Origin of the sequence: Rhizobium croatiense, assembly GCF_019793465.1 — a bacterium.
In the GTDB taxonomy this organism is placed as follows: Bacteria; Pseudomonadota; Alphaproteobacteria; order Rhizobiales; family Rhizobiaceae; genus Rhizobium; species Rhizobium croatiense.
The window spans coordinates 83,464-106,863 of record NZ_JAILYJ010000001.1 but is presented as its reverse complement, the minus strand read 5'-3'; the positions used below and the strand labels follow the sequence as shown (position 1 = coordinate 106,863).

Sequence of the window (23,400 nt, the reverse complement as noted above, 5' to 3'; positions counted from 1 at the left end):
AAGCTGCCGTTGAGAGCAAGAGGTCAACTATGAGAACCATTCTGATCGCCACAGCGATCGTATGCGCCATCGGTCTCGGATCATGCAGCGATGAGAGCGGACCGACCGAGCCGACCCCGCGGCAGGTCGGTGTCGTCGTCGCCAAGGCTGAGCCGCTGGTTCAGGGCGGTGCGATCACGGGAGAGGTGCGGGCGCGTGTCCAGACCGATCTGTCCTTCCGCGTCAGCGGCAAGATCATCGAACGGCTGGTCGAGGTCGGACAGTCCGTGAAAGCGGGGCAACTTCTCGCGCGTATCGATCCGCAAGAGCAGAAGGCCGACCTGGATGTAGCCGCGGCCAATCTTCAGTCGGCCGAGGCGCAGCAGACCCAGGCGCAGCTTGCATTCGACCGCCAGCAGAGCCTGTTTCGAACGCAGGTGACGACCCGTGCGGCGCTCGACCAGGCACAAGAGGCGCTTCTGACGGCGCAGGCATCGACGAAATCGGCGCAGGCGCTCTTCGAAACCGCCCAGGACAGCCTGTCCTACACCGAGCTGAAAGCCGACGCCGACGGGGTAATCACCGCCCGCAATGCCGAGGTCGGGCAGGTGGCGCAGGCCGCCCAGGTCATCTTCACGCTTGCCCATGATGGCGACCGCGATGCCGTCTTCGAGGTGGTGGAAAGCGCCTTCCTGCGTCCGATCGACGGCGACGGCACGGTAACTCTGTTGTCGGATCCGACACAGAAGATCACGGCGAAAGTGCGTGAGATTTCGCCGACGATCGATTCCTCCACCGGCACCATCAAAGTCAAGGTGGCGATAACGAGCGATGCTCCCATTCCGCTGGGCGCTCCCGTCGTCGGCCGGTTCAACTATCTCTCGCAGGACGTCATCCAGCTGCCCTGGTCGGCAATGACCTCGAAGGACCGCAAGCCGGCCGTCTGGATCGTTGATCCGGCATCCTCCGCCGTTTCGGCCAGGACGGTCGACGTCGCCGGCTACGAGACCGGCAGCTTCGTCGTGAAGTCGGGCGTGTCGGCAGGAGAGGTCGTGGTGACCGACGGCACCAAGTTCCTCAGGCCCGGTGAGATCGTGTCTTACGTCAAGGAAGCTTCCAAGTGAGTATTCGTCTAAAGATAGTCGCACTTATGCTGGGCACGGCCCTGGTCTCCTCCTGCGCGCCGAAGGCAGAAGAGAAGACGGACACGCCTCGTCCGGTGCTGTCGACGACAGTCAGGCAGACGCCCGCCACGAGCCTCAGCCTGACGGGAACGATCGAACCGACGATCGAGACCGAACTCGGCTTCCGGATTCTCGGGCGAATGATTGCCCGCAATGTCAATGTCGGCGATGTCGTCAAGAAGGGTGACGTCGTGGCCGCCATCGATCCGGTGGCGCTGGAGCTTGCCGTGCGCAACGCCCAGTCCGATGTGGAAAACAGCGATGCCCAGCTTAGAAACGCGGTGACCACGGAGCAGCGCCAGCGAGCGCTGGTGGAATCGCGCTCGGGCACGGCAGCCTCGCTCGAAGAGGCCGAGCAGGCGAGGCGGACGGCCGCGGCCGCCGTCGCCAAGGCACAGGCCAATCTCGACAAGGCCAAGGAGCAGCTGGGCTATGCGCAGCTTCGGGCGGAATTCGATGGGGTTGTGACGGCGACGTCGGCCGAGGTCGGGCAGGTCGTGTCGGCCGGCCACACGGTCGTGACCATTGCCCGGCCGGACAAACGCGACGCCGTCGTCGACGTGCCGCAGGCAGCCGCTCAGAAACTGAAGATCGGCGCGCCCTTCGAAGTGACGCTGCAACTCGATCCGACAATCCGCACCTCGGGGGTCGTGCGTGAGATCGCGCCGGAAGCGGAGACCGCCACCCGCACCAGCAGAACCAAAATCGCGCTCGCCGATCCGCCTGAAGCGTTCCGGCTCGGCTCGGTTATCACTGCGGCTGCAACCATCGCCGCGGAGCCGGAGATCGTGCTGCCTTCCTCGGCCATCCTTGCCGGCAGCGACGGCCGGAGCGTCTGGATCGTCGACGTGCCCGGCAAGAAGGTGTCGCTGCGCCGCGTGAAGATCGCGGGCGACGTCGTCGACGGTGGCACTGTCCGTGTCACCGAAGGGCTCGCACCCGGAGAACGGGTGGTCGTGGCCGGCGTGCATAAACTTGAAGATGGCCAGGCCATCAGGATCGACCAGGAGATCAGCCAGTGAAGTCCTTCAATCTTTCAGACTGGGCGCTCGAACACCGTTCGCTCGTCTGGTACTTCATGATCGTCTTCATTCTCGCAGGCGCCTTCTCCTACCTGAACCTCGGCCGTGAAGAAGATCCGAATTTCACGATCAAGACGATGGTGATCACGGCCCAGTGGCCCGGTGCCTCCGCCGAAGAAGTGACGCGGCAGGTGACCGACAGGATCGAGAAGAAGCTGCAGGAACTGGAATCGCTCGACTATACCAAGAGCGAGACCGTTGCCGGCCAGACGACCGTCTTCGTCGAGCTTCTGCCGACGACCAAGGCGAGGGATGTCGCGCCGACATGGCTGCGCATCCGCAACATGATCGCCGACATCAAGGGCGATTTTCCGAGCGGGGTCGTCGGTCCCTTCTTCAATGACCGCTTCGGCGACGTGTTCGGAAACATCTATGCCTTCACGAGCGACGGGTTGACGCAGCGCCAGCTTCGCGATCTTGTCGAAAATGCCCGCTCCGAGGTTTTGAAGGTGCCCGATGTCGGCAAGGTCGACGTGATCGGCGCGCAGGACGAGGCGATTTATCTGGAATTCTCCACCCGCCAGATCGCAGCGCTTGGCATCGACCAGCAGTCGGTCATCCAGACCCTGCAGGCCCAGAATGCCGTGACGCAGTCCGGCTTCGTCGATGCCGGTCCGGAGCGGATCGCCTTGCGGGTGAGCGGACAGTTCACATCCGAGGAGAGCCTGCGGTCGATCAACCTGCGTATCAATGACCGCTTCTTCCCGCTGACCGACGTCGCCACGATCAGGCGCGGCTACGTCGATCCGCCGTCGGCGCTGTTCCGCTTCAACGGCGAGCCGGCGATCGGGCTTGCCATCGGCATGAAGCAGGGCGCCAATCTTCTGGAATTCGGCGAGGGGCTCGACGCGCAGATGAAACGCGTCGTTGCCGATCTTCCGATCGGCGTCGATGTCCACCGCGTATCCGACCAGCCGCATGTCGTCGACGAAGCCGTTTCGGGCTTCACCCGCGCGCTCTTCGAAGCGATCGTCATCGTTCTCGTCATCAGCTTCATCAGCCTCGGCCTGCGCGCCGGCATGGTGGTGGCGATCTCCATACCCCTCGTGCTCGCCATCACCTTCGTGGTGATGGAATATTCCGGCATCTCGCTGCAGCGCATCTCGCTCGGCGCATTGATCATTGCGCTCGGCCTGCTCGTCGACGACGCCATGATCGCCGTCGAGATGATGGTGGCGCGCCTGGAGGCGGGCGACGATCTCAGGAAAGCGGCGACCCACGTCTATACATCGACGGCTTTTCCGATGTTGACCGGAACGCTCGTCACCGTCGCGGGCTTCATCCCTGTCGGTCTCAACAACAGCGCCGCCGGCGAATTCACCTTCACACTGTTCGTGGTGATCGCAGTTTCGCTGGTCGTTTCCTGGATCGTGGCGGTGCTGTTCACGCCGCTCCTCGGCGTCACCATCCTGCCGAAGACGATGAAGTCGCATCACGAGAAGAAGGGACGCTTCGCCGCCACCTTCTCCTGGCTGCTGAAGCTCGCCATGCGCTGGCGCTGGATCACCATCGTGCTGACGGTCGGCGTCTTCGCCCTTTCGGTCGGGGGCATGGGCCTGGTGCAGCAGCAGTTCTTCCCGAATTCGGACAGAACCGAGCTCGTCATCGACTGGAATCTGCCGCACAACAGCTCGATTGCCGAGACCAACAGGCAGATGGCCAAGTTCGAGAAGGATATGCTGGCCGGCAACAAGGACATCGATCACTGGACGACCTATGTCGGCCAGGGCGCGCCGCGCTTCATTCTGTCCTTCGACGTGCAGACGCCGGACGTGTCGTTCGGGCAGACGGTGATTGTCACCAAGGGGCTTGAGGTGCGCGATAAGGTGCGGGCCGATCTGCAGGCCTATCTGACAAAGACGTTCCCCGGCACCGACGCCTTCGTCAAGCTTCTCGACATCGGTCCGCCCGTGGGCAAGCCGGTCCAGTACCGCATCAGCGGCCCTGACATTCAGAAGGTGCGCGACATCTCCCAGCAGTTTGCCGGCGTGGTCGGTTCGCATCCGCTGCTGTCGAATATGGTTCTGGACTGGAACGAGCCCTCTCGCGTGGTGAAGGTCGATGTCCTGCAGGACAAGGCGCGCCAGCTCGGCGTCTCCTCCGAGGACATCGCAACCGCTCTCAACGGCATCGTCGAAGGCTCGACGGCAACGCAGATCCGTGACGACATCTACCTGGTCAACGTGGTCGGGCGGGCCAGGGCATCCGAGCGCGATTCCATCCAGACGTTGCAGAACCTGCAGCTCTCCACCTCCAACGGCAAGGTCGTGCCTCTGTCGGCGGTGGCGAACTTCCGCTACGAGCTCGAGCAGCCGACGATCTGGCGTCGCGACCGGCAACCCACCATCACCCTCAAGGCAGCCGTCATCGGCTCGACGCAGCCGGCCACGATCGTCGATCAGCTGAAGCCGAAGGTCGAAGAGTTCCAGAAGAACCTTCCTGTCGGATACAAGGTGGAAGTCGGCGGCGCGGTCGAATCCAGCGCCGAAGCCCAGGGGCCGATCGCGGCCGTGGCGCCGCTGATGCTGTTTACGATGGCGACGATCCTGATGATCCAGCTGCAGAGCTTCAGCCGCCTCTTCCTGGTCTTCGCGGTGGCGCCGACGGCGCTGATCGGCGTGGTCGCGGCGCTGCTGCTGAGCAATGCCCCCATGGGCTTCGTCGCGATCCTCGGCATTTTGGCGCTGATCGGCATCCTGATCCGCAACTCGGTCATCCTGGTGGTGCAGATCGAACATCTGCGCGCCGAAGGTGTCGCGGCGTGGCAGGCGGTCATCGAGGCGACGGAACACCGGATGCGACCGATCATGCTGACGGCAGCGGCCGCAACCCTCGCGCTGATCCCGATCTCGCGCGAGATCTTCTGGGGCCCGATGGCCTACGCCATGATGGGCGGCATCGTCATCGGAACCGCACTGACCCTGCTATTTCTGCCGGCGCTTTACGTCGCCTGGTTCAGAATCCCGAGGGACGAGGGGGTTCGGGCCGACGCCGCGGCGGAAGCATGAAGACGGGCTTTGACGGCTATCAAATGCAGCCGCCATGTCGGCGGCTGCATAGCTCGGCTTCCAGGGGAACGAATCGATGAGGGAACGGTACTCTCAAAGGCTGCCAAACGCCGGCTCGGCCGTTATCGTAGCGATCGGCCTGGCGGTGCTTGCAGGCTGCGCCACGAGACCATCGCCTGAAGTCTTGAAGCCCGTTCATCTCAGTGAGCCTGTTCATTCTGAAACGGTTCCGGATCGGGTGAACGTCCTGGCCGCGACCAACAGAGCGCCCGATAGCGCAAGGGGCGGGTTTGGCGGCACATGGGCAGCGAACCTCACATACGAGCAATTCACGTTTTCCGTTCCACCCGGCAGGAAGGACACGGCGATCGTCTACCCGACGGTGAAGCCGGACCCGGAACGGCAATTTGCCGTCGTCGAGCGCAAGCCGTTGCCGAAGGACGCCTTCGTGAAGCAGGCGCTGGGATCCGTGCAACCTGACGGCACCATCGGCATCTTCGTGCACGGCTATAACTACAGTTACCAGGAGGCGCTTTATCGCACCGCCCAGATCGCCGCGGACGCCAAGATACCGGGCGCCCCGATCCTGTTTTCCTGGCCTTCGGCCGCATCGGTCGCGGGATATGTCGCCGACCGTGACGCCGCGCTTTCCTCGCGCAGCGAACTCGACTCTCTCGTCACGTCGCTTTCGGCCTCGGGCAAGGTGAAGCGCATCATTCTGTTCGGACACAGCATGGGTGGATTCCTGGTGATGGAAACGGTACGGCAGCTCAAGCTGCAGCACCGCGACGAGGTCGTCGGAAAGTTGGCAGTGGTGCTCGCCGCCCCCGATATCGACGTCGACGTGTTCCGCTCCCAGCTGACGGATATCGGCCAGATGCCGATCCCGATCTCCCTCCTGGTTTCGAAGGATGATCGGGCGCTCGTGGCATCGAGCTTCATCGCGGGAGAGCGCCCGCGCGTCGGGCGTCTCGATATCAATGATCCCGTCATCGAGGAGGCTGCCATGAAGGAAAGGCTTCGGGTTATCGACATCACGTCGATCGAAGCATCCGACGGGCTGGGGCACGATCGCTATGCATCGCTTGCCAAGTTCGGCGCCCAGCTCGCCTCCTTCGAGAGCGGCCGGCGCACGAGCGCCGGCGACGTCGGCGCCTTCGTCTTCGATGCCGCCGGCGCGGCGGTCGCAAGTCCGTTTCGACTGGCCGGACGGGTCGCCGCCGCTCGATAGGCGGCGGCTAAAGCTTTCCGCGGCGCTGCCCGGAGGCATCTGTACAGTGCGGCCATCAGCATTGTGTACAATGTGACTATTAAATTGTCAGATGCCTAAATGAGGCGCAGACTTCCTCCCGTGGTCGAGTCGCCACAGGGGATATGGGAGGGCATTCATGAGCATTCGAGATCCGTCTCCCTCGTTGTATAACGAGGACCTTGCACCCGCCGCGGAGCGTAAATGGGGTGCGTTCAGCATCTTCAACGTCTGGACGTCCGATGTCCACAGCCTGTGGGGCTATTATCTGGCGGCGAGCCTGTTCCTGCTGTGCGGCAGCTTCGTCAATTTCGTCATCGCCATCGGCATCGGCTCCCTGGTGATCTTCTTTCTGATGAGCCTGGTCGGCAATGCCGGCGTGCGCACCGGCGTGCCCTTTCCGGTTCTGGCGCGGGCCTCCTTCGGTACCTTCGGTGCCAATGTCCCGGCACTGGTCCGGGCGGTGGTCGCCTGCTTCTGGTACGGCGCGCAGACCGCCGCCGCATCCGGCGCCATCGTCGCCCTCTTGATCAGGAACGAGAGCCTGCTCGCCTTCCATCAGAACAGCCACATGCTCGGCCACTCGACCCTCGAACTGATCTGCTACGTCATCGTCTGGGCGCTGCAGCTGCTGATCATTCAGCGGGGGATGGAGACGGTTCGCAAGTTCCAGGATTGGGCCGGCCCCGCCGTCTGGATCATGATGCTGATCCTGGCCGTCTATCTGGTCGTCAAGTCGGGCACCTTCTCGTTCGGTTCGGAAATCCCGCGCGATGTGCTGATCGAAAAGACCAAAGATGCCGGCGTGCCGGGCGAGCCCGGCTCGTTTGCGGCGCTTGCCGCGGTGGCCGCCACCTGGATCACCTATTTCGCAGCGCTCTACCTGAACTTCTGCGATTTCTCGCGTTATGCGACGAGCGAAAAGGCGCTCAGGAAAGGCAATCTCTGGGGGCTGCCGATCAATCTCCTGGCCTTCTGCCTTGTTGCGGGTGTCACGACCACGGCGGCCTTCACCGTCTATGGCGAGGTGCTGCTGCATCCGGAAATGATATCGGCGAAATTTGATAGCTGGTTCCTCGCGCTGCTTGCCGCGCTGACATTTGCAGTCGCCACGCTCGGCATCAACGTCGTGGCGAACTTCGTGTCGCCGGCATTCGATTTCGCCAATGTCTTCCCGCGTCAGATCAACTTCAAACGCGGGGGATACATTGCCGCGCTGATCGCGCTCGTGCTTTATCCGTTTGCACCCTGGGAGACGGGTGCGGCGCATTTCGTCAATTTCATCGGATCGACGATGGGGCCGATTTTCGGCATCATGATGGTAGACTACTACCTCATCCGAAAGAGCCAACTGAACGTCGAAGCGCTCTACCACGAGAATGGCGAGTTCCGGTTCCAGAATGGATGGCACGGCAACGCCTTCATCGCATTTGCGGTGGGCGCACTGTTTTCCTCGATCCTGCCGACCTTCACCTCGATCCTGCCGGACTGGTGGGGCACCTATGGCTGGTTCTTCGGCGTCGCCATTGGCGGAGCGATTTATTTCGTGCTGAGAATGGGCGCGCGGCGCAAGCCGGCCTTCGCGTCATGATGAAATGAAGGCGTCCGGTCCTGGCCGGGCGCCTTCATATTATGTTTGCGTGAGCGGCCGTCAGGGTAGGGATCCGTCATTCGCCCCTGTTCAGCGGCTTGCCGCCACCGCATGGATGGCCGCGCGGGTTGTCGGCTGCGCCATCGTCCTCGCCGTCGAGCGAAGAGCTGCCGACTGGCCGTGGGCCGCATCGTCGAGCCTGAACTGGGCGATCAGTTCGCGAAGCTTCTGGGCTTCCTGCGCGAGCGAGTCGGATGCCGCCGTCGACTGTTCCACCATCGCTGCGTTCTGTTGTGTGGTCTGGTCCATCTGATTGACCGCGACGTTCACTTCGCTCAACCCGATCGACTGCTCTTTCGCAGACGTGGCGATCGAATCCATATGGTGATTGATCTGGGTGATGAAACCGCCGATGGTCTTCAAGGCCTGGCCGGTATCGCGCACCAGCTTGACGCCGCTTTCCACCTCCTTCGAGGAGTTCTGGATCAGGCCCTTGATTTCCTTGGCAGCGCTCGCGGAGCGCTGTGCGAGTTCGCGCACTTCCTGGGCAACGACGGCAAAACCCTTGCCGGCCTCACCGGCTCTCGCCGCCTCGACGCCGGCATTCAGGGCCAGAAGGTTGGTCTGGAATGCGATTTCGTCGATGACGCTGATAATGTTGGAAATCTGCTGCGACGAGGTCTCGATGCGTTCCATCGCTTCCTCTGCATGGGAGACGACTTCTGCGGAGATCCCGGCGCTGCGATTTGCCTCGGTGGCGACCGTGCGTGTCTCCTCGGTCCGCTTGCTGGAGTTCGACACATTGGCGGTGATCTGTTCCAGGGCGGCGGCGGTCTCCTCGAGCGAGGCGGCCTGCTGCTCCGTGCGCTTGGAAAGATCGCTGGCGCCGGAAGAAATTTCCCGCGTGCCTTCGTCGATCGTGCCGATGCTTTCGGAAATTGCTCTCAGCGTCGCGCCGAGCTGCGTTACCGACTGGTTGAAGTCGTGGCGCAGCGCCTCGAAATCGGGAGCGAAGGTCTCGTTGAGCTGGAAGGCGAGGTCGCCCGCGGCGAGCCGCTTCAAACCGGCTGCAAGACCCGAGGTGGCAATGCGCAGCCGCTCCGAAGCGTCTTCTTCCGCCTGCTTTTGGGCGGCAACACGCTCGGCCTCCGCCTTGTTGCGGTTTTCTTCGGCTTCCAGCGCCAGCCGCTTGTTCGTGATCGCCGCTTGGCGAAAGATCTCTACTGCCGCAGCCATCGAGCCGACCTCATCGGCGCGGTCGGCAAAGGGGATTTCCGAGCCGGTGTCCCCCTCGGCCAGGCGCCGCATCGAGACGGTGATGCCGGTGATCGGGTTGGCGATGCTCTTCAGCACGAAGGCGACGGCGCCGAGAACGAGCAATCCCGCAAATCCGATCGCGGCAAGAAGGTAGAATTCTATCGAGGCGAAGGTTTCCTTGCTGAGTTCGGCAGCCTTGTTGCTGCCGCTGACATCCAGTTCGACGAGGCTCGCCGTCGCTTCCTTCAGCGTGTCCGAGTAGGAGCGCATCCCCGCGCCCAGGTATTGCCCGGCTTCCTCGGTCTTGTTGGCGCGCGAAAGGGCGAGCAATTGCGAGGTGCTGGCGATGTAGCCCTCAACGCTCTCCTTGATCGTCTTGATCAGCTCGCGCTCGTGGTCGGACGAAGCAAGCGGAAGGTAGGCGTCCACCGATCTGCGAATGGCATTCTCGGCGACGGCAATGGACTCTTCGCGCGTCTTTTTCTCCGCCTCGGTCTGCGCGATGACGTGATCGCGGTAGGCGAGGCGCAAATTCGTCATGTCGAGATTGATCGCCTGCGAAGCCTGCACGCTCGGCAGCCAGTGGGTCGCGATTTCCTCGGTGGAACCGTTGGTATTTCGAAGACCATCGACGGCGAGATAAGCGACAAGACCGAAAAGGAGGGCGATGCCGCTGAAGATCAACAGCAAACTCGATTTTATGTTTGGACGACGCATTCAAGTCCCCATCGAACGGTCCCGGCGTCATACCGGCTTGACGTGATCCCTTTGTAACGAAAAAAATTTAACGATGTGTTCCGGGATGTAACAGGGCCGTTTACCAGTTTTCCGGAAACTCGCCGCCCCTTGCGTGTTCATGATCCCGCTCAGACAGGAAAATGCCTATCGATAGACGCCAGGGATGACAGGAGCCAATAATGATGAAGCGCATATTTTCAGTCTTTCTTGCATTGATCCTTCCGGTACAGGCGGCCGTTTCTCAAACCCCGGACGAGACGCAGGCCCGCAAAGCCCGGTCTATCGCCCAGCTTCAGTCGGAGGGCGTGCCGACGATCGATCATCTGCCGACGATCGAGGCGGAGAGCGACAGCAGCCGCCGTGATAACAAAGCTGTCGTTGAGCGTGGTATCGCGCTTGCTATCGTTGCCGTGAAAGGCGAGACCGGCGATCACGCGATGGGCGAGACCCTCATTCGGCAGTTCGATGCGGCAAGTTTCTTGACCCCCAAGGAACGGGCGCTCATGGACGATCCCGATCCATCGGAGCAGGATCGGGTGAACTTCACCTGGCGCTACGAAGGCGTGCATGTCATGTTGTGGGCGCTCGGAATAACACCTGAGCTCGAACGTCCGGACCACATTTGCGATGTTCCGTTCATCGCGAACACGCTCCGTGAACTGGGAACAGACGGGCTGCTGCGCCGCGCCAAGCTGCGCCCGCAGAAAGACCTGCTTGACGCCGCCGACCTGATCTACCGCTACGACTGGGCTGTCGTGAACGCGCGGCTGAAGGGCGAGGAGCCGCCGGCGGGGTTGAACAAGGGCGTCGTTTACGAACGCCACTACGCCCTCAATTGGCTGATCGGCTACATGGGCCAGGACTGGGACGATATTTCCACCGATACTTGATGCCGTCCTGCGCCGAATGAGCTTCCAAGGCGGATGCATATTGGGTGAAATAGCATTATGATCGCCACCACGCGGATCGGCGAGGAGGCCGGCCACGGCGAGGCCATGTCTGGAAATGGAGGACGGCACAATTTGGAACGGTTGAAGGATCCGGACAGTGTTTCCCCGCAGGCCGGCAGCGGCTCTGCATCGCCGCGGCAAGAGCGGCGGGGCGTGGTGGCTGCCGCCGTATACCAGCAGGGGCAGCGCATTCGCGACATCAGGATAGGGGAAGCCGGCGAATGGCGCAGCCGCGAGAATGCCATCGTCTGGATCGGCCTGCATGAGCCGGATGAAGTGCTGCTGCACCAGGTGCAAGCCGAGTTCAATCTCCATCCGCTGGCGATCGAGGATGCGGCGCAGCCCCATCAGCGCCCGAAGCTGGAGATTTACGGGGATGCGATGTTCATCGTCGCCCGCACCGCCCATATGAAGGATGGCGAGATCATCTTCGGCGAAACGCATCTGTTCGTCGGTCGGGGCTATGTCGTCTCCGTTCGCCATGGAGAGTCCTCTTCCTACCTGGCGGTCAGGCAGCGATGCGAGGCGACGCCTACCGCGCTTGCCCATGGCGAGAACTACATCCTTTATTCCATCCTCGATTTCATCGTCGACAACTACATGCCCGTCATCGAGGTCGTGCAGGAGGAGGTCGAGAAGCTCGAGGATCTGGTGCTGCGCGAACAGTTGGCAAAATCCGACATCGAACGGCTTTACCTTTTGCGGCGCAAGCTCTTGCGGCTGCGCAACGCCGTGGTGCCGCTGGTGGATGTCTGCCGGCGATACGAGCACATCGACCTCCCCGGCATGGATCCGACGCTGCAGTCGCTGTTTCGCGATGTGACCGATCATGTGCGCCGGGTGCAGGAAGATATCGACGCGCTGCGCGAGGTGCTGGCCTTCGCCTTCGAGGCGAGCGTGATGATCGGCCAGACGGAGCAGACTGCGATTGCCCGCAAACTCGCCGCCTGGGCGGCGATCCTCGCCGTCCCCACGGCGATCGCCGGCATTTACGGGATGAATTTCGACGATATGCCGGAACTGAAGTTCCAATACGGCTATTTCGTCGTGCTTGGCGTCATCGGTGTCCTTTGCCTCAGCCTGTTCACCTTCTTCCGGCGGAGGAAGTGGCTTTAGTTAAAACAGCGCTTTCCAGAGCCGATCCCGGTGCATGCCGACATAGCCGATGTCGTTCAGATAGAGGCGTGCGTCTCCCGCCGAGACATCCTCGGCAAAGGTCGCGTCTCCGGCTGCGGCACTTGCCAGCATGAAGTCGACGAGGGCTTGAAGCCGCCTGCAGATCATTTCCGGAAGCCGGCACCGTTCTTCGACCGTCGCTCCATAGGCGGTGCAGAAGATTTCCGCCCGCCGCAGCTGCTCGTCGAGATCAAATACGACAGCCCGATTGGCAGGATCGGAGAGGGGCGCCCAGCGATAGACCGCATAGGCTAGATCCCACAGGCGTGGCGCGGGATGAGCGGTGTCGAAGTCGATGATCCCGACAGCCTCGTGATCTACGGTGGCGACGTTATAGGGCGCAAAGTCTGCATGGCAGACGATCTCCCGCGGCTCCTGCGGCGGCAGCATCCATGCCTTGATCTCACCATCCGATTCCAGAAAACCTTCGGAGGCCGAATGAAACTCGCGCAGAAGCCTCGCTGCCGATATCAGCATGCGCTCCGATCCGACAAAGGGATCGCTGAGGTCTTCGCAGACGCGCCCGGCGACGTAGCTGACGACTTCCTCGCCTTCGGCTGATATCGCGATGGGCTCCGGCGCTGCCCGGAAGCCTCTATTCCTGAGATGGCGCAAAAACCGATGCACCGTCGGCGTCCAGGCGCCTGATGGTCTGATCACGCTATTGCCGTCGCGCCAGATCTGCCCGGTCCGCCCGCCCTCCAACAATTTCACGTCCTGGCCTCCCTGTGTGACAGTTATGCGGATTTCAGCTTTTCAATGTGAGCCTGAACCGTGGCGCCGAGATTTGTCTCATGGCAGTTCCGGTAGAACGCCAAAGTATCTGAAGGCATGTCGTCCGGAATGGCAACGAAGTCTTCCAGCCTGAACCCGCTCGCGCTGCTGAGTTGAGCGTCCGCGAGCCGGCTCTCGCTCAAACTGCCGACACGATCGGCCAGGGTCTCGAAATAGGCGAGGTTCTCATCGGCCGTCGAAGGAGAGAACGTCCTGCCGTGCGCAGGGATGACCAGCCTCGCATCAAGGTCGCGGATACGCTCAAGCGAGGAGCGGATCAGGCGAAGATCATCTGCACTTCTGCTCCAGACCTCGGGAATGGGATATTCCACCGCATCGACGGCGAGGCAGATGCGCAGTTCGGGAATCCAGACGGCGAGATGGTCGGGCGTGTGCCCCGGCGTGTGAATGAGTTCGAGCGTCAGATCGCCGCCGTTCAAAACCATCGAGCCGGAGAAAGTGATGTCGGGGCCGATGATATCCACATCGCGAAACCGCGATTCCTCGCCGGCCTTGTCCGTCAGGACCTGCTGTGTCGCGGGATCGCGTAGGCGGTCGAGGGCTGCGGCATGCGCAATAATCGGAGCACGCCCTGCAATGGCGGCATTTCCCCAGAAATGATCCCAATCCATATGCGAATTGACGACGATCAGCGGACGGGCCTCGGCTTTTTCCTCCAGCAGATCCAAGGCAGTTCTGCAGAGTTCGGGCGTGCCGAGCGTATCGATCAGCACGTTGAACCTCTCGGTCCTGACAAACACGGCATCCACTTCGTCTCCCGCCCTGACGATCACGATCCGCTCGTCGAGTTCGGGATAGGAGCAAAATTCTATCGATGGGTTCACGTCCGGTGGCCTTTGTATAATCGCGAGAATTTCATCAATATCTCAAATGTTAGCCTGCTTCCTCTACGCACGGGCAGGTTTCCGCACCACCGGTACATGCACATCCCACCGCCTCATCACGCCGTTCGGCACGGCGGCTGAGCATATGACCGTCACACTGGCTTTCGAGCGGCCGAGGCTTTTCGGCGTCCATTGAGCCAGAAGCGGCACCGCGCAACGCGGAACCAGCACCTTCGCATTGGGTTCCAGCACGTCCCACTGCTCGCGCCCTTTGGCGTTCTCCTGCGTGATGAAGCGCCTTGCCTCCTCGCGGATTTCGAATAGGCCGTGCTTGGCTTGCGTCGAGCGATCGGTGTCGATGCTCCAGGAGGCGAGGCATGTTACGCAAGCAGACAGGGCGACAGTGAAGAGTATGGATCGAAGCATTGCTGCGCTCTCAACCGCTCGCTAATTTCTGAATTCGGAAACAGATCAGGGAATCTTTTAGCGCATGGCGGCAATATCTCTACCGGCAAATCGTGAGGCCCTTTTTCTCTCCTTGTACGAAACCGATCTGCCCGATGGCGTCATATTCCGTCTCGCCGCGCGGGCGCGACCCGCCATTCTCCCGACTACGGCCGAGAGCGAAGAGGATGAAATTCCACTGGGCGCATCCAAAGATCGGCAGGCGGAAGATATCACCGCGCGCCGGTTCGACAGGGCGCGCGTGACCTACCAATGTGATTGAGCGGAGCTGGCATCCGATGCCGGCAGCGACGCCCCTACAGCCGTGAATTGACGTGTTGAGTGGAACAACCTCCGCCAAAGGAAGTTTGCCTGAAAAGCAAACGCGAGGCGGCGGCCGATGTTATTCTCTGTGAAGCAGGGTGCACTCAGCACCCCACCCCGGATTTATTATGTCAATCCGCTGCTCCTCCAAGGGGCCGATGCATGGCGCGAGGTTTTCGACCATGCGGCGGATATCGGTTTCGACCATGTGCTCACGGCGCCCCTTTTTAGCAGGGGCGGGGAATGCAGCGTCTTTTCCTCTCAAGACTTTGATCGTCTCGATCCTGAACTGCAGCTCGAAAGCGCGGTTGCGGATGGAGTGTCGCGGCTGGCGGAGGTCGCCGGCAGGAGCGGCGTCGGCTTGATGATGGACCTGATGCTCGATGGGAAAGCGCGGGACCCACAAGCGAGCTATCACCCCGTCGACCCCCGGCGCTCGCCGTTCGACCCGCCGGAGCCGATGACCACGGTGGGGGCGGAGCAGCAGTCGCAGCTGCTGGTGGAATGGACCGAGCGGCTGCAGCGTCTGTCCGACGCCGGCCTCTCAGGGTATAGGGTGCTCGGGATCGATCGGGCGGCACCGGCCTTTTTCAAATCGCTGATTGCGGGCGTGCGAGAGAAGGCCGAGGTGCAATTCTTCGCCTGGACGCCCGGCACCGATTTTGCGGTGAGAGGCGCCATCGCCGATGCGGGTTTCGCGGGATGTTTTTCATCGATGGCCTGGTGGGATCTCGACGAGAGATGGTTCGTCGAGGAGCATCGTATCCAGGAGCCGCTCGGATGGCAGATCGCCTTTCCCGAGCCGCCTTTCGCCAAGCGTATCGCGCATGGAACCGAGAGCCGCGAAATCCTCGAGCGGCGCGCCATCAGAGCGCTGCGGCTTGCCGCTTCGCTCGGCGGCGGCCTCATGGTTCCCATGGGTTTCGAATATGGTGCGGCGACGCCGCTTGATCCGACGCATGGCGATGGCTCTGGCTTGCGCAAGCTGCGTCATGATCTCGCCTTCGACATCTCATCCGAGATCCGTCTTGCCAACAGCGAGATCGGCAAGGCCGGCAAGACGCGGGCTCCGTCGCTTCGCCTGATCCGCAATGCCAGCGGGCCGGTTTCGGTGCTTGTCCAATCCGAGGCGCAGGATCTTCGCAGCGCGTCCGATGTGCGCTTCATCCTGCTCAACCGGGACCTCAGGCGAAGCGCGCCTGCGCCGGTGACGGCGCTTCGCGAGGCCGCCTCCGGTTTTCTACCCGTCGCCGCCGATGGCGCGGCCCTGCGTCTGCGGGCAGGCGAGACCCGGGTGATTGAAGGCAAGGCGCCGGAGCCGATCACATCCAGGCCCGCCCTCGAGGTCGAGCAGGCGACGGCGTCGGCGCGGCTTGCCATCGAAAACATCGTGCCGCGGGTTGATGACGGGCGCTTTCCTGTCAAACGCGTGGTCGGCGAGACCGTCACCGTCGAGGCGGATATATTCGCCGATGGTCACGACCCGCTCGCAGCCGTCCTGCTCTGGCGGCCGCATGACGCCATGGCGGAGTGGAACGAGACGCCGATGCAACTGGTCGAGAACGACCGCTGGCGGGCCGAATTCCTGCTGGAGCGCATGGGGCGTTACGAATTCGCCGTCGAGGCGTGGAAGAACCCGTTCGCGATCTTCCGTTACGAGCTGACCAAGAAGAACGATGCGAGACTGGACCTGAAGCTGGAGCTCCAGGAGGGATTGAACCTCGTTCGCGCCGCGAAGGCGCAAGCGCCGGCAGCGCTCGGCGCCGGCTTGCAGGCTCTGATCGACAGTCTCGAAAAGGCTTCCGATCCCGAGCGCACGGCGATCCTGCTCGATCCCGAGACATCCGAGCTGATGAACAAGGCTGACAAGCGGCCATTCCGGCTTCGCTCGACGGCAAGCGCCGTCGATGCGGAACGCAAGGAGGCGGCCTTCGCGAGCTGGTACCAGATCTTCCCGCGTTCGCAGAGCGGCGATCCGAACCGGCACGGCACCTTCGACGACGTTATTCCGAGGCTGGCCGATATTCGCGGCATGGGCTTCGACGTGCTCTACTTCCCGCCCATTCACCCGATCGGCTCGACCAACCGCAAGGGGCGCAACAACAGCCTGAAGGCCGCACCCGGCGATCCCGGCAGCCCCTATGCCATCGGCTCGGAAGATGGCGGGCACGACGCTATCCATCCCGAGCTCGGCGATTTCGAGGATTTCGGCCGGCTGGTCGAGGAGGCGGGCCGGCATGGGCTGGAGATTGCACTGGACCTCGCCATCCAGGCCTCGCCGGATCATCCCTGGCTGACGGAGCATCCCGGCTGGTTCGACTGGCGCCCCGACGGCACGATCAAATATGCCGAGAACCCGCCGAAGAAATACGAAGATATCGTCAATGTCGATTTCTACACGAAGGACGCCTTGCCTTCCCTATGGGTGGAGCTGAGGGATATCGTCCAGCTCTGGGTCGACCAGGGCGTCAAGCTGTTTCGCGTCGACAATCCGCACACCAAGCCCTTTCCGTTCTGGGAATGGCTGATCGGCGATATCAGGGCGCGCCATCCCGATGTCGTCTTCCTGTCGGAAGCCTTCACCAAACCGAAGGTGATGTACCGGCTGGCGAAGATCGGCTTCTCCCAGTCCTACACCTACTTCACCTGGCGCAACGCCAAATGGGAGCTCGAGCAATATATGCGCGAGCTGACCGAGACGGCGCCGAAGGAATTCTTCCGCCCGCACTTCTTCGTCAACACCCATGACATCAACCCGGATTTTCTGCAGAACGCGCCGCGCCCGGCCTTCCTGATCCGTGCCGCACTCGCCGCCACCCTGTCGGGATTGTGGGGTGTCTATAACGGTTTCGAACTGTGCGAGGGGCGCCCCGACGCCAAGCGCAAGGAATATGCCGACAGCGAGAAATACGAAATCCGAGCCTGGGACTACGACCGGCCGGGCAACATCATTGCCGAAATCAGGATGCTCAACCGCATCCGGAACGAAAACATCGCGCTGCATTCGCACCTCGGGCTGACGCTGCTCCCTGCCTGGAATGACAACATCCTGTTCTTCGAGAAGGCGAGCCGTGCGCGCGACAATGTTTTGCTGATCGCGATCAACCTCGATCCCCATAATTTCCAGCAGAGCGACGTCGAGCTGCCGCTCTGGAAGTGGTCGCTCGGGGACGGCGGCGCGCTCGACGCCGAGGATCTGGTTGGTGGGCATCGTTTCAGGTGGAACGGCAAACGGCAGACTATCAGTCTCAATCCTCAGATTCTGCCCTTTGCGATCTGGCGCGTTCGCGCAGCGGAGGCATGAATGGACACGATGAATACCGGTAACACCGAGCCGCTGCTCTGGTACAAGGATGCGATCATCTACCAGCTGCACATCAAGTCGTTCTACGACGCCAATGGCGATGGCGTCGGCGATTTTGCCGGTCTGCACGCCAAGCTCGACCATATCGCGGCGCTCGGCGTCAATGCCATCTGGCTCCTGCCTTTCTTTCCCTCGCCGCGCCGCGACGACGGCTATGACATCGCCGACTACGGCAATGTCAGCTCCGACTATGGGACGCTGGAGGATTTCAGGGCCTTCGTCGACGCCGCCCACCAGCGCAATATCCGCGTCATCATCGAACTCGTCATCAACCACACCTCCGACCAGCATCCCTGGTTCCAGCGCGCGCGCCAGGCGCCGGCGGGTTCACCCGAGCGCGATTTCTATGTCTGGTCGGATAGCGATCAGAAATTCCCGGAAACGCGCATCATCTTCCTCGACACGGAAAAATCCAACTGGACATGGGATGCGGTGGCCGGCGCCTATTACTGGCACCGCTTCTATTCCCACCAGCCGGACCTCAACTTCGACAGCCCGCTTGTCATGGAGGAACTGCTGAAGGTAATGCGCTTCTGGCTGGAGACCGGCATCGACGGTTTTCGTCTTGACGCGATCCCCTATCTCGTCGAGCGCGAGGCGACGATCAACGAAAACCTGCCGGAAACCCATGGGATCCTCAAGCGCATCCGCGCCGCCCTCGATGCCACTCATCCCGGCGTGATGCTGCTGGCCGAAGCCAACCAGTGGCCGGAGGATACGCGCGAGTATTTCGGCGACGGCGATGAATGCCACATGGCCTTCCACTTCCCGCTGATGCCGCGCATGTACATGGCGATCGCCAAGGAGGATCGGTTCCCGATCACCGATATTCTGCGCCAGACGCCGGAGATTCCGGAGAATTGCCAGTGGGCGATCTTCCTGCGCAATCACGACGAGCTGACGCTCGAAATGGTGACCGATGCCGAGCGCGACTATCTCTGGGAGACCTATGCCTCCGACAAGCGTGCCCGCATCAATCTCGGTATCCGACGGCGCCTGGCGCCGCTGATGGAGCGCGACCGCCGCCGCATCGAGCTGATGAACGCGCTTCTTCTCTCGATGCCGGGAACGCCCGTCATCTATTACGGCGACGAGATCGGCATGGGCGACAATATCTATCTCGGCGACCGGGACGGAGTGCGGACGCCGATGCAATGGTCGCCGGACCGCAATGGCGGTTTTTCCCGGACGGACCCGGCGCGCCTCGTGCTGCCGCTGATCGCCGATCCGCTCTATGGCTTCGAGGCCGTCAACGTCGAGGCGCAGAGCACCGACGCGCATTCGCTGCTCAACTGGACGCGCAAGATGCTGGCACTGCGCGGCCGCCATCCGGCCTTCGGGCGCGGCTCGCTGCGCTTCCTTTCGCCGGAGAACCGCAAGATCCTCGCCTATCTCAGGGAATATCAAGGCGAGACGCTGATGTGCGTCGCAAACCTCTCGCGGCTGCCGCAGGCGGTCGAGCTCGACCTGTCGAGCTTTGAAGGCCGCGTGCCGATCGAACTGACCGGCATGTCGCCATTTCCGCCGATCGGCCAATTGACCTATCTCCTGACGCTGCCGCCCTATGGCTTCTTCTGGTTCCAGCTGGAGGCCGATGCCGATCCGCCGGCCTGGCGCACGGCGCCACCCGAACAGCTTCCCGATTTCGTGACGATGGTCATTCGCCGCGGGTTGCTCGACCTCGTCGACGAGCCCGGGCATGCGCGCGTCCTCAGCAATGAAATCCTGCCCGCCTATCTCTCCAGGCGGCGCTGGTTCGGGGCGAAGGACCAGCCGCTGCAGGCGGCGAGGCTGATCTCGGCGACGCCGATCCCCTTTGCCGACGGCGTCGTGCTCGGCGAGCTGGAAGTCGTGCTGCCGAACCACAGCGAATCCTATCAGCTGCCGCTGACGGTCGCCTGGGATGATGCACAGCCGTCGGCGCTGACCCAGCAGCTGGCGCTTGCGCGCGTGCGCCAGGGCAGGCGCGTCGGCTTCCTGACGGATGGATTTGCCGTCGAGCCGATGGCGCGCGGCATCCTGCGCGGGCTTGCCGACCGTTCGCGCACCACCGGGCGCACCGGCACGCTGGAATTTTTCGGCACGGAACGGCTCGACCGCCTCGCCATAACCGACGATCTGCCGGTCCATTGGCTCTCGGCCGAACAATCGAACAGCTCGCTGATCGTCGGCGACGTCGCGATGATCAAGCTGATCAGACACATCTTTCCCGGCATCCATCCGGAAGTCGAGATGACCCGCTTTCTCACCCGTGCCGGCTACGACCACACGGCGCCGCTGCTCGGCGAGGTCGCGCATACCGATTCCGGTGGGCGCCGCTCGACGTTGATCATCGTCCAGGGCGCGATCCGCAACCAGGGCGACGCCTGGAATTGGATGCTGAACAATCTTCGCCGTGCCGCCGACGAGCTTGTACTGAACGACCCGGCCGTCCAGCCGGGCGACGACGTCTTCCGTCCGCTGATCAGCTTCGTCGCGATGGTCGGCCTGAGACTGGGCGAGTTGCATGTCGTGCTTGCCGGAGAAAATGCGGATGAGGCCTTCAGCCCGGTCGTCGCCGGCGATAGTGAAGTCGAGGCGATCAAAAAGGCAGTTGCCGGCGAGGTCTCCTATGCGCTGTCGAAGCTCTCCGAACGCGCGGTGGGAGCGGATCCGGCGATCGACCTGCTCGCGGCCCCGCTTCTCGAGCGCCGCTCCGAATTGGTCGAGCTCGCCGCGACGCTGGCGGAGAACGCCCGCCACGCGCTGATGACGCGCACCCATGGCGACTTCCATCTCGGCCAGATCCTGGTCAGCGAGGGCGATGCTGTCATCATCGACTTCGAGGGCGAGCCGGCGAAAAATCTGGCCGAGCGCCGCGCCAAGACGGTTCCCTTGCGCGACGTCGCCGGCCTTCTCAGGTCGCTGAGCTATCTCGTCGCCACCGCCCAACTCGATAATGACGCTGTCACCGAACATGAAAATGAGGTCCGCCGCGACGCCATCGCCCGTTTCGGACGCAACGCCGAGGCGGCCTTTATCGATGCCTATTGGCAGGCGGTGTCGGCGTCGAAGGCGCTCGCCATGCCGCCCGATCAACGACGGAGGCTTCTTGATGCTTTTCTTCTCGAAAAGGCCGCCTACGAGATCGCCTATGAGGCCCGCAACAGGCCGAAGTGGCTGCCGATCCCGCTCGCCGGCCTTACCGAAATCGCATCGCGCTTAGCGGGGGTCAATGCATGAATATCGAACGTTCGGAACTTCTCGCAGGCATCGGACACGATGCGCTCTGGGCCTTGATCGAGGGGCGCCATGGCGATCCATTCTCGATCCTCGGACCGCACGAGAGTGGCGGGATGACCATCGTGCGCGTCTATCTGCCAGGCGCCGAAGCGATCGATCTCATCGAGGCGGCGAGCGGCAGGGTGGTAACGCCTTTCAGCATCGCTCACCCCTCCGGCCTGTTCGCAGCGACGACGGGTTCGAGAATGGGATACCGGTTGCGGATCCAATGGCCGGATGGGGAGCAGGTCACGGAGGACCCCTACAGCTTCGGTCTTCTACTCGGGGAACTCGACCTTCACCTGATATCCGAGGGGACCCATTACAGCCTGAGCCGGACGCTCGGCGCCGTGGCGATGTCGATTGACGATATACCGGGCGTTCGTTTCGCCGTCTGGGCGCCGAATGCGCGGCGTGTCTCGGTCGTCGGCGACTTCAACGCTTGGGACGGACGCCGCAATCCGATGCGGTTGAGGCAATCGGCGGGCGTATGGGAGCTGTTCGTCCCACGTCTCGCCCCCGGTGAAAGATACAAGTTCGAGATCATCGACGCGCAGGGAACCTGCCTGCCGCAAAAGGCCGATCCCGTCGCGCGGGCAAGCGAGGCGGCCCCGTCCACCGCCTCCATCATTGCATCGTCGACGCCGTTTCGATGGACCGATGACGGTTGGATGAAAAGCCGCGACCGGCAGGCGAGACTCGAAGACGCGATCTCCGTATACGAGGTGCATGCCGGCTCCTGGCTTCGCGACCGGCAGAACGGCAACAGCTATCTCGATTGGGCCGAGCTCAGCCAGCGGCTTGTTCCCTATGTCCGCGACATGGGATTTACCCATATCGAATTGCTGCCGATCATGGAGCATCCCTTCGGCGGCTCATGGGGATACCAGCCGCTCGGGCTGTTTGCCCCGACCGGCCGATACGGAACGCCGGAAGATTTCGCCTATTTCGTCGACCGATGTCATGGCGCCGGTATCGGTGTCATCCTCGATTGGGTGCCGGCTCACTTTCCCACCGACGTCTGGGGCCTTGCCCGCTTCGACGGCAGCGCGCTCTACGAGCACGAGGACCCGCGCGAAGGTTTTCATCGCGACTGGAATACGATGATCTACAATCTCGGCCGCAACGAGGTGAAAGGCTTCCTAATCGCCAGCGCGCTCGAATGGCTCGAGCGCTACCATGTCGACGGGTTGCGCGTCGACGCCGTCGCCTCGATGCTCTATCGCGACTATAGCCGCAACGAGGGCGAATGGATCCCCAACCGGTATGGCGGTCGTGAAAACCTGGAGGCGGTGGAGTTCTTCAAGCACCTGAACAGCATCGTTCACGAACGTTGCCCGCACGCCATGACCATCGCCGAGGAATCGACGGCTTGGCCAGGTGTGACCAAACCGCCGGAAGAGGGCGGGTTGGGCTTCGATATCAAATGGAACATGGGCTGGATGCACGACAGCCTGAGTTATATCGAGAAGGATCCCGTCTACCGGAGCTATCACCACGGCACGATGACCTTCGGCATGATCTATGCCTATTCCGAGCGCTTCATGCTACCGATTTCCCATGACGAGGTGGTCTACGGGAAGGGCTCGCTGCTGACGAAGATGCCGGGCGACGACTGGCAGAAATTCGCCAATCTGCGCAGTTATCTCGCCTTCATGTGGGGCCATCCCGGCAAGAAACTGTTGTTCATGGGAAGTGAAGTCGCCCAGCCGGGCGAATGGAACCACGACGCTTCGGTCAGCTGGGATGTGCTGGACCGGCCGGCCCATGTCGGCATCCAGCGCCTGGTGAAGGATCTGAACGCGTTTTACCGCGACAAGCCGGCATTGCAGCACGGCGATTTTCATCCCGAGGGCTTCGAATGGGCGGCTGCCGATGACGCTGTCAATTCCGTTCTCGGCATGCTCCGTTATGGCAAGGACCGCTCTTCAGCGGTCCTTGTCCTATCGAATTTCACGCCGGTGCCGCGTTACGGCTACAGGATCGGTGTGCCTGACGATGGCGTGTGGATCGAGCGGATTACGACGGATGCGCAGGAATATGGCGGCTCCGGCCTCGTCAACGGCGCGCTGTCGAGTGAATCCGTGCCGGCCCACGGCAGGCCGTTCTCCTTGTCGCTGACGCTGCCGCCGCTGGCGACGGTTTTTCTTGAGGGGCCGTCGCCGTGACAGGGA

Annotated in this window: 15 protein-coding genes; 11 read left to right on the top strand and 4 right to left on the bottom strand. The window is 62.3% G+C overall.

Features of this window, described 5'->3' with window-relative positions; all coding sequences use genetic code 11:
• Positions 1-29: 29 nt before the first annotated feature.
• The 5 genes from K6M89_RS00500 to K6M89_RS00480 all read left to right on the top strand — a co-directional run bounded on the left by K6M89_RS00500 (position 30) and on the right by K6M89_RS00480 (position 8,093).
• The gene (locus tag K6M89_RS00500) at positions 30-1,103 is read left to right on the top strand and encodes an efflux RND transporter periplasmic adaptor subunit (protein ID WP_222138023.1); all 1,074 of its coding nucleotides are present in this window, start codon (positions 30-32) and stop codon (positions 1,101-1,103) included.
• Positions 1,100-2,185, top strand: coding sequence for an efflux RND transporter periplasmic adaptor subunit (locus tag K6M89_RS00495; RefSeq protein ID WP_222138022.1), 1,086 nt, complete (start codon positions 1,100-1,102; stop codon positions 2,183-2,185). Before K6M89_RS00500 ends, K6M89_RS00495 begins: the two co-directional genes overlap by 4 nt.
• Positions 2,182-5,253 (top strand): efflux RND transporter permease subunit, encoded by a 3,072-nt coding sequence (locus tag K6M89_RS00490; RefSeq protein ID WP_222138021.1) that lies wholly within the window; start codon positions 2,182-2,184, stop codon positions 5,251-5,253. Before K6M89_RS00495 ends, K6M89_RS00490 begins: the two co-directional genes overlap by 4 nt.
• A 76-nt stretch (positions 5,254-5,329) precedes the next feature.
• Positions 5,330-6,484, top strand: a complete 1,155-nt coding sequence (locus tag K6M89_RS00485) for an alpha/beta hydrolase (RefSeq protein WP_222138020.1) — start codon at positions 5,330-5,332, stop codon at positions 6,482-6,484.
• 157 nt (positions 6,485-6,641) lie between these two features.
• Positions 6,642-8,093, top strand: a complete 1,452-nt coding sequence (locus K6M89_RS00480) for an NCS1 family nucleobase:cation symporter-1 (RefSeq protein WP_222138019.1) — start codon at positions 6,642-6,644, stop codon at positions 8,091-8,093.
• A 90-nt stretch (positions 8,094-8,183) separates the two neighbouring features.
• Here K6M89_RS00480 and K6M89_RS00475 read toward each other — a convergent pair whose 3' ends face one another.
• Entirely contained in the window at positions 8,184-10,067 is a 1,884-nt protein-coding gene (locus K6M89_RS00475; RefSeq protein ID WP_222138018.1) for a methyl-accepting chemotaxis protein, read from the bottom strand.
• A 200-nt stretch (positions 10,068-10,267) separates the two neighbouring features.
• Here K6M89_RS00475 and K6M89_RS00470 point away from each other — a divergent pair, with 200 nt between their 5' ends.
• Both K6M89_RS00470 and K6M89_RS00465 read left to right on the top strand, forming a co-directional pair.
• The gene (locus K6M89_RS00470) at positions 10,268-10,978 is read left to right on the top strand and encodes a DUF4272 domain-containing protein (RefSeq protein ID WP_222138017.1); all 711 of its coding nucleotides are present in this window, start codon (positions 10,268-10,270) and stop codon (positions 10,976-10,978) included.
• 132 nt (positions 10,979-11,110) lie between these two features.
• Positions 11,111-12,154: a magnesium and cobalt transport protein CorA gene (locus K6M89_RS00465; RefSeq protein WP_222138353.1), complete on the top strand. Its 1,044-nt coding sequence runs from the start codon at positions 11,111-11,113 to the stop codon at positions 12,152-12,154.
• On the opposite strand, the gene K6M89_RS00460 is transcribed toward K6M89_RS00465, so the two are convergent.
• The 3 genes from K6M89_RS00460 to K6M89_RS00450 form a co-directional block, all read right to left on the bottom strand.
• Positions 12,155-12,928 (bottom strand): phosphotransferase enzyme family protein, encoded by a 774-nt coding sequence (locus K6M89_RS00460; protein WP_222138016.1) that lies wholly within the window; start codon positions 12,926-12,928, stop codon positions 12,155-12,157.
• 23 nt (positions 12,929-12,951) lie between these two features.
• Positions 12,952-13,833 carry an MBL fold metallo-hydrolase gene (locus K6M89_RS00455; RefSeq protein WP_222138015.1) on the bottom strand — a complete coding sequence of 294 codons (882 nt, stop codon included), beginning with the start codon at positions 13,831-13,833 and terminating at the stop codon, positions 12,952-12,954.
• Between the two features lie 63 nt (positions 13,834-13,896).
• Complete coding sequence (locus tag K6M89_RS00450; protein WP_222138014.1) at positions 13,897-14,259, bottom strand: hypothetical protein; 363 nt, start codon at positions 14,257-14,259, stop codon at positions 13,897-13,899.
• 64 nt (positions 14,260-14,323) lie between these two features.
• Here K6M89_RS00450 and K6M89_RS00445 point away from each other — a divergent pair, with 64 nt between their 5' ends.
• From K6M89_RS00445 to glgB, 4 genes are all read left to right on the top strand, one after another.
• Positions 14,324-14,560 carry a hypothetical protein gene (locus K6M89_RS00445; protein WP_222138013.1) on the top strand — a complete coding sequence of 79 codons (237 nt, stop codon included), beginning with the start codon at positions 14,324-14,326 and terminating at the stop codon, positions 14,558-14,560.
• Positions 14,561-14,677: 117 nt separating this feature from the next.
• Complete coding sequence (locus K6M89_RS00440) at positions 14,678-17,905, top strand: alpha-1,4-glucan--maltose-1-phosphate maltosyltransferase (protein ID WP_222138012.1); 3,228 nt, start codon at positions 14,678-14,680, stop codon at positions 17,903-17,905.
• Entirely contained in the window at positions 17,906-21,187 is a 3,282-nt protein-coding gene (treS, locus tag K6M89_RS00435) for a maltose alpha-D-glucosyltransferase (protein ID WP_097580964.1), read from the top strand. It begins immediately after the preceding gene.
• Positions 21,184-23,394 (top strand): 1,4-alpha-glucan branching protein GlgB, encoded by a 2,211-nt coding sequence (gene glgB / locus K6M89_RS00430; RefSeq protein ID WP_222138011.1) that lies wholly within the window; start codon positions 21,184-21,186, stop codon positions 23,392-23,394. The genes treS and glgB overlap by 4 nt, the downstream gene beginning before the upstream one ends.
• Positions 23,395-23,400 lie beyond the last annotated feature (6 nt).

What these genes read in the sequence shown, in the direction of transcription:
- K6M89_RS00445 (WP_222138013.1), top strand. Translation starts at nt 14,324, where the DNA reads ATGGCGGCAATATCTCTACCGGCAAATCGTGAGGCCCTTTTTCTCTCC.
- K6M89_RS00440 (WP_222138012.1), top strand. Translation starts at nt 14,678, where the DNA reads ATGTTATTCTCTGTGAAGCAGGGTGCACTCAGCACCCCACCCCGGATT.
- K6M89_RS00470 (WP_222138017.1), top strand. Translation starts at nt 10,268, where the DNA reads ATGATGAAGCGCATATTTTCAGTCTTTCTTGCATTGATCCTTCCGGTA.
- K6M89_RS00450 (WP_222138014.1), bottom strand. Translation starts at nt 14,259, where the DNA reads ATGCTTCGATCCATACTCTTCACTGTCGCCCTGTCTGCTTGCGTAACA.
- K6M89_RS00480 (WP_222138019.1), top strand. Translation starts at nt 6,642, where the DNA reads ATGAGCATTCGAGATCCGTCTCCCTCGTTGTATAACGAGGACCTTGCA.
- K6M89_RS00485 (WP_222138020.1), top strand. Translation starts at nt 5,330, where the DNA reads ATGAGGGAACGGTACTCTCAAAGGCTGCCAAACGCCGGCTCGGCCGTT.
- K6M89_RS00475 (WP_222138018.1), bottom strand. Translation starts at nt 10,067, where the DNA reads ATGCGTCGTCCAAACATAAAATCGAGTTTGCTGTTGATCTTCAGCGGC.
- treS (WP_097580964.1), top strand. Translation starts at nt 17,906, where the DNA reads ATGGACACGATGAATACCGGTAACACCGAGCCGCTGCTCTGGTACAAG.
- K6M89_RS00500 (WP_222138023.1), top strand. Translation starts at nt 30, where the DNA reads ATGAGAACCATTCTGATCGCCACAGCGATCGTATGCGCCATCGGTCTC.
- glgB (WP_222138011.1), top strand. Translation starts at nt 21,184, where the DNA reads ATGAATATCGAACGTTCGGAACTTCTCGCAGGCATCGGACACGATGCG.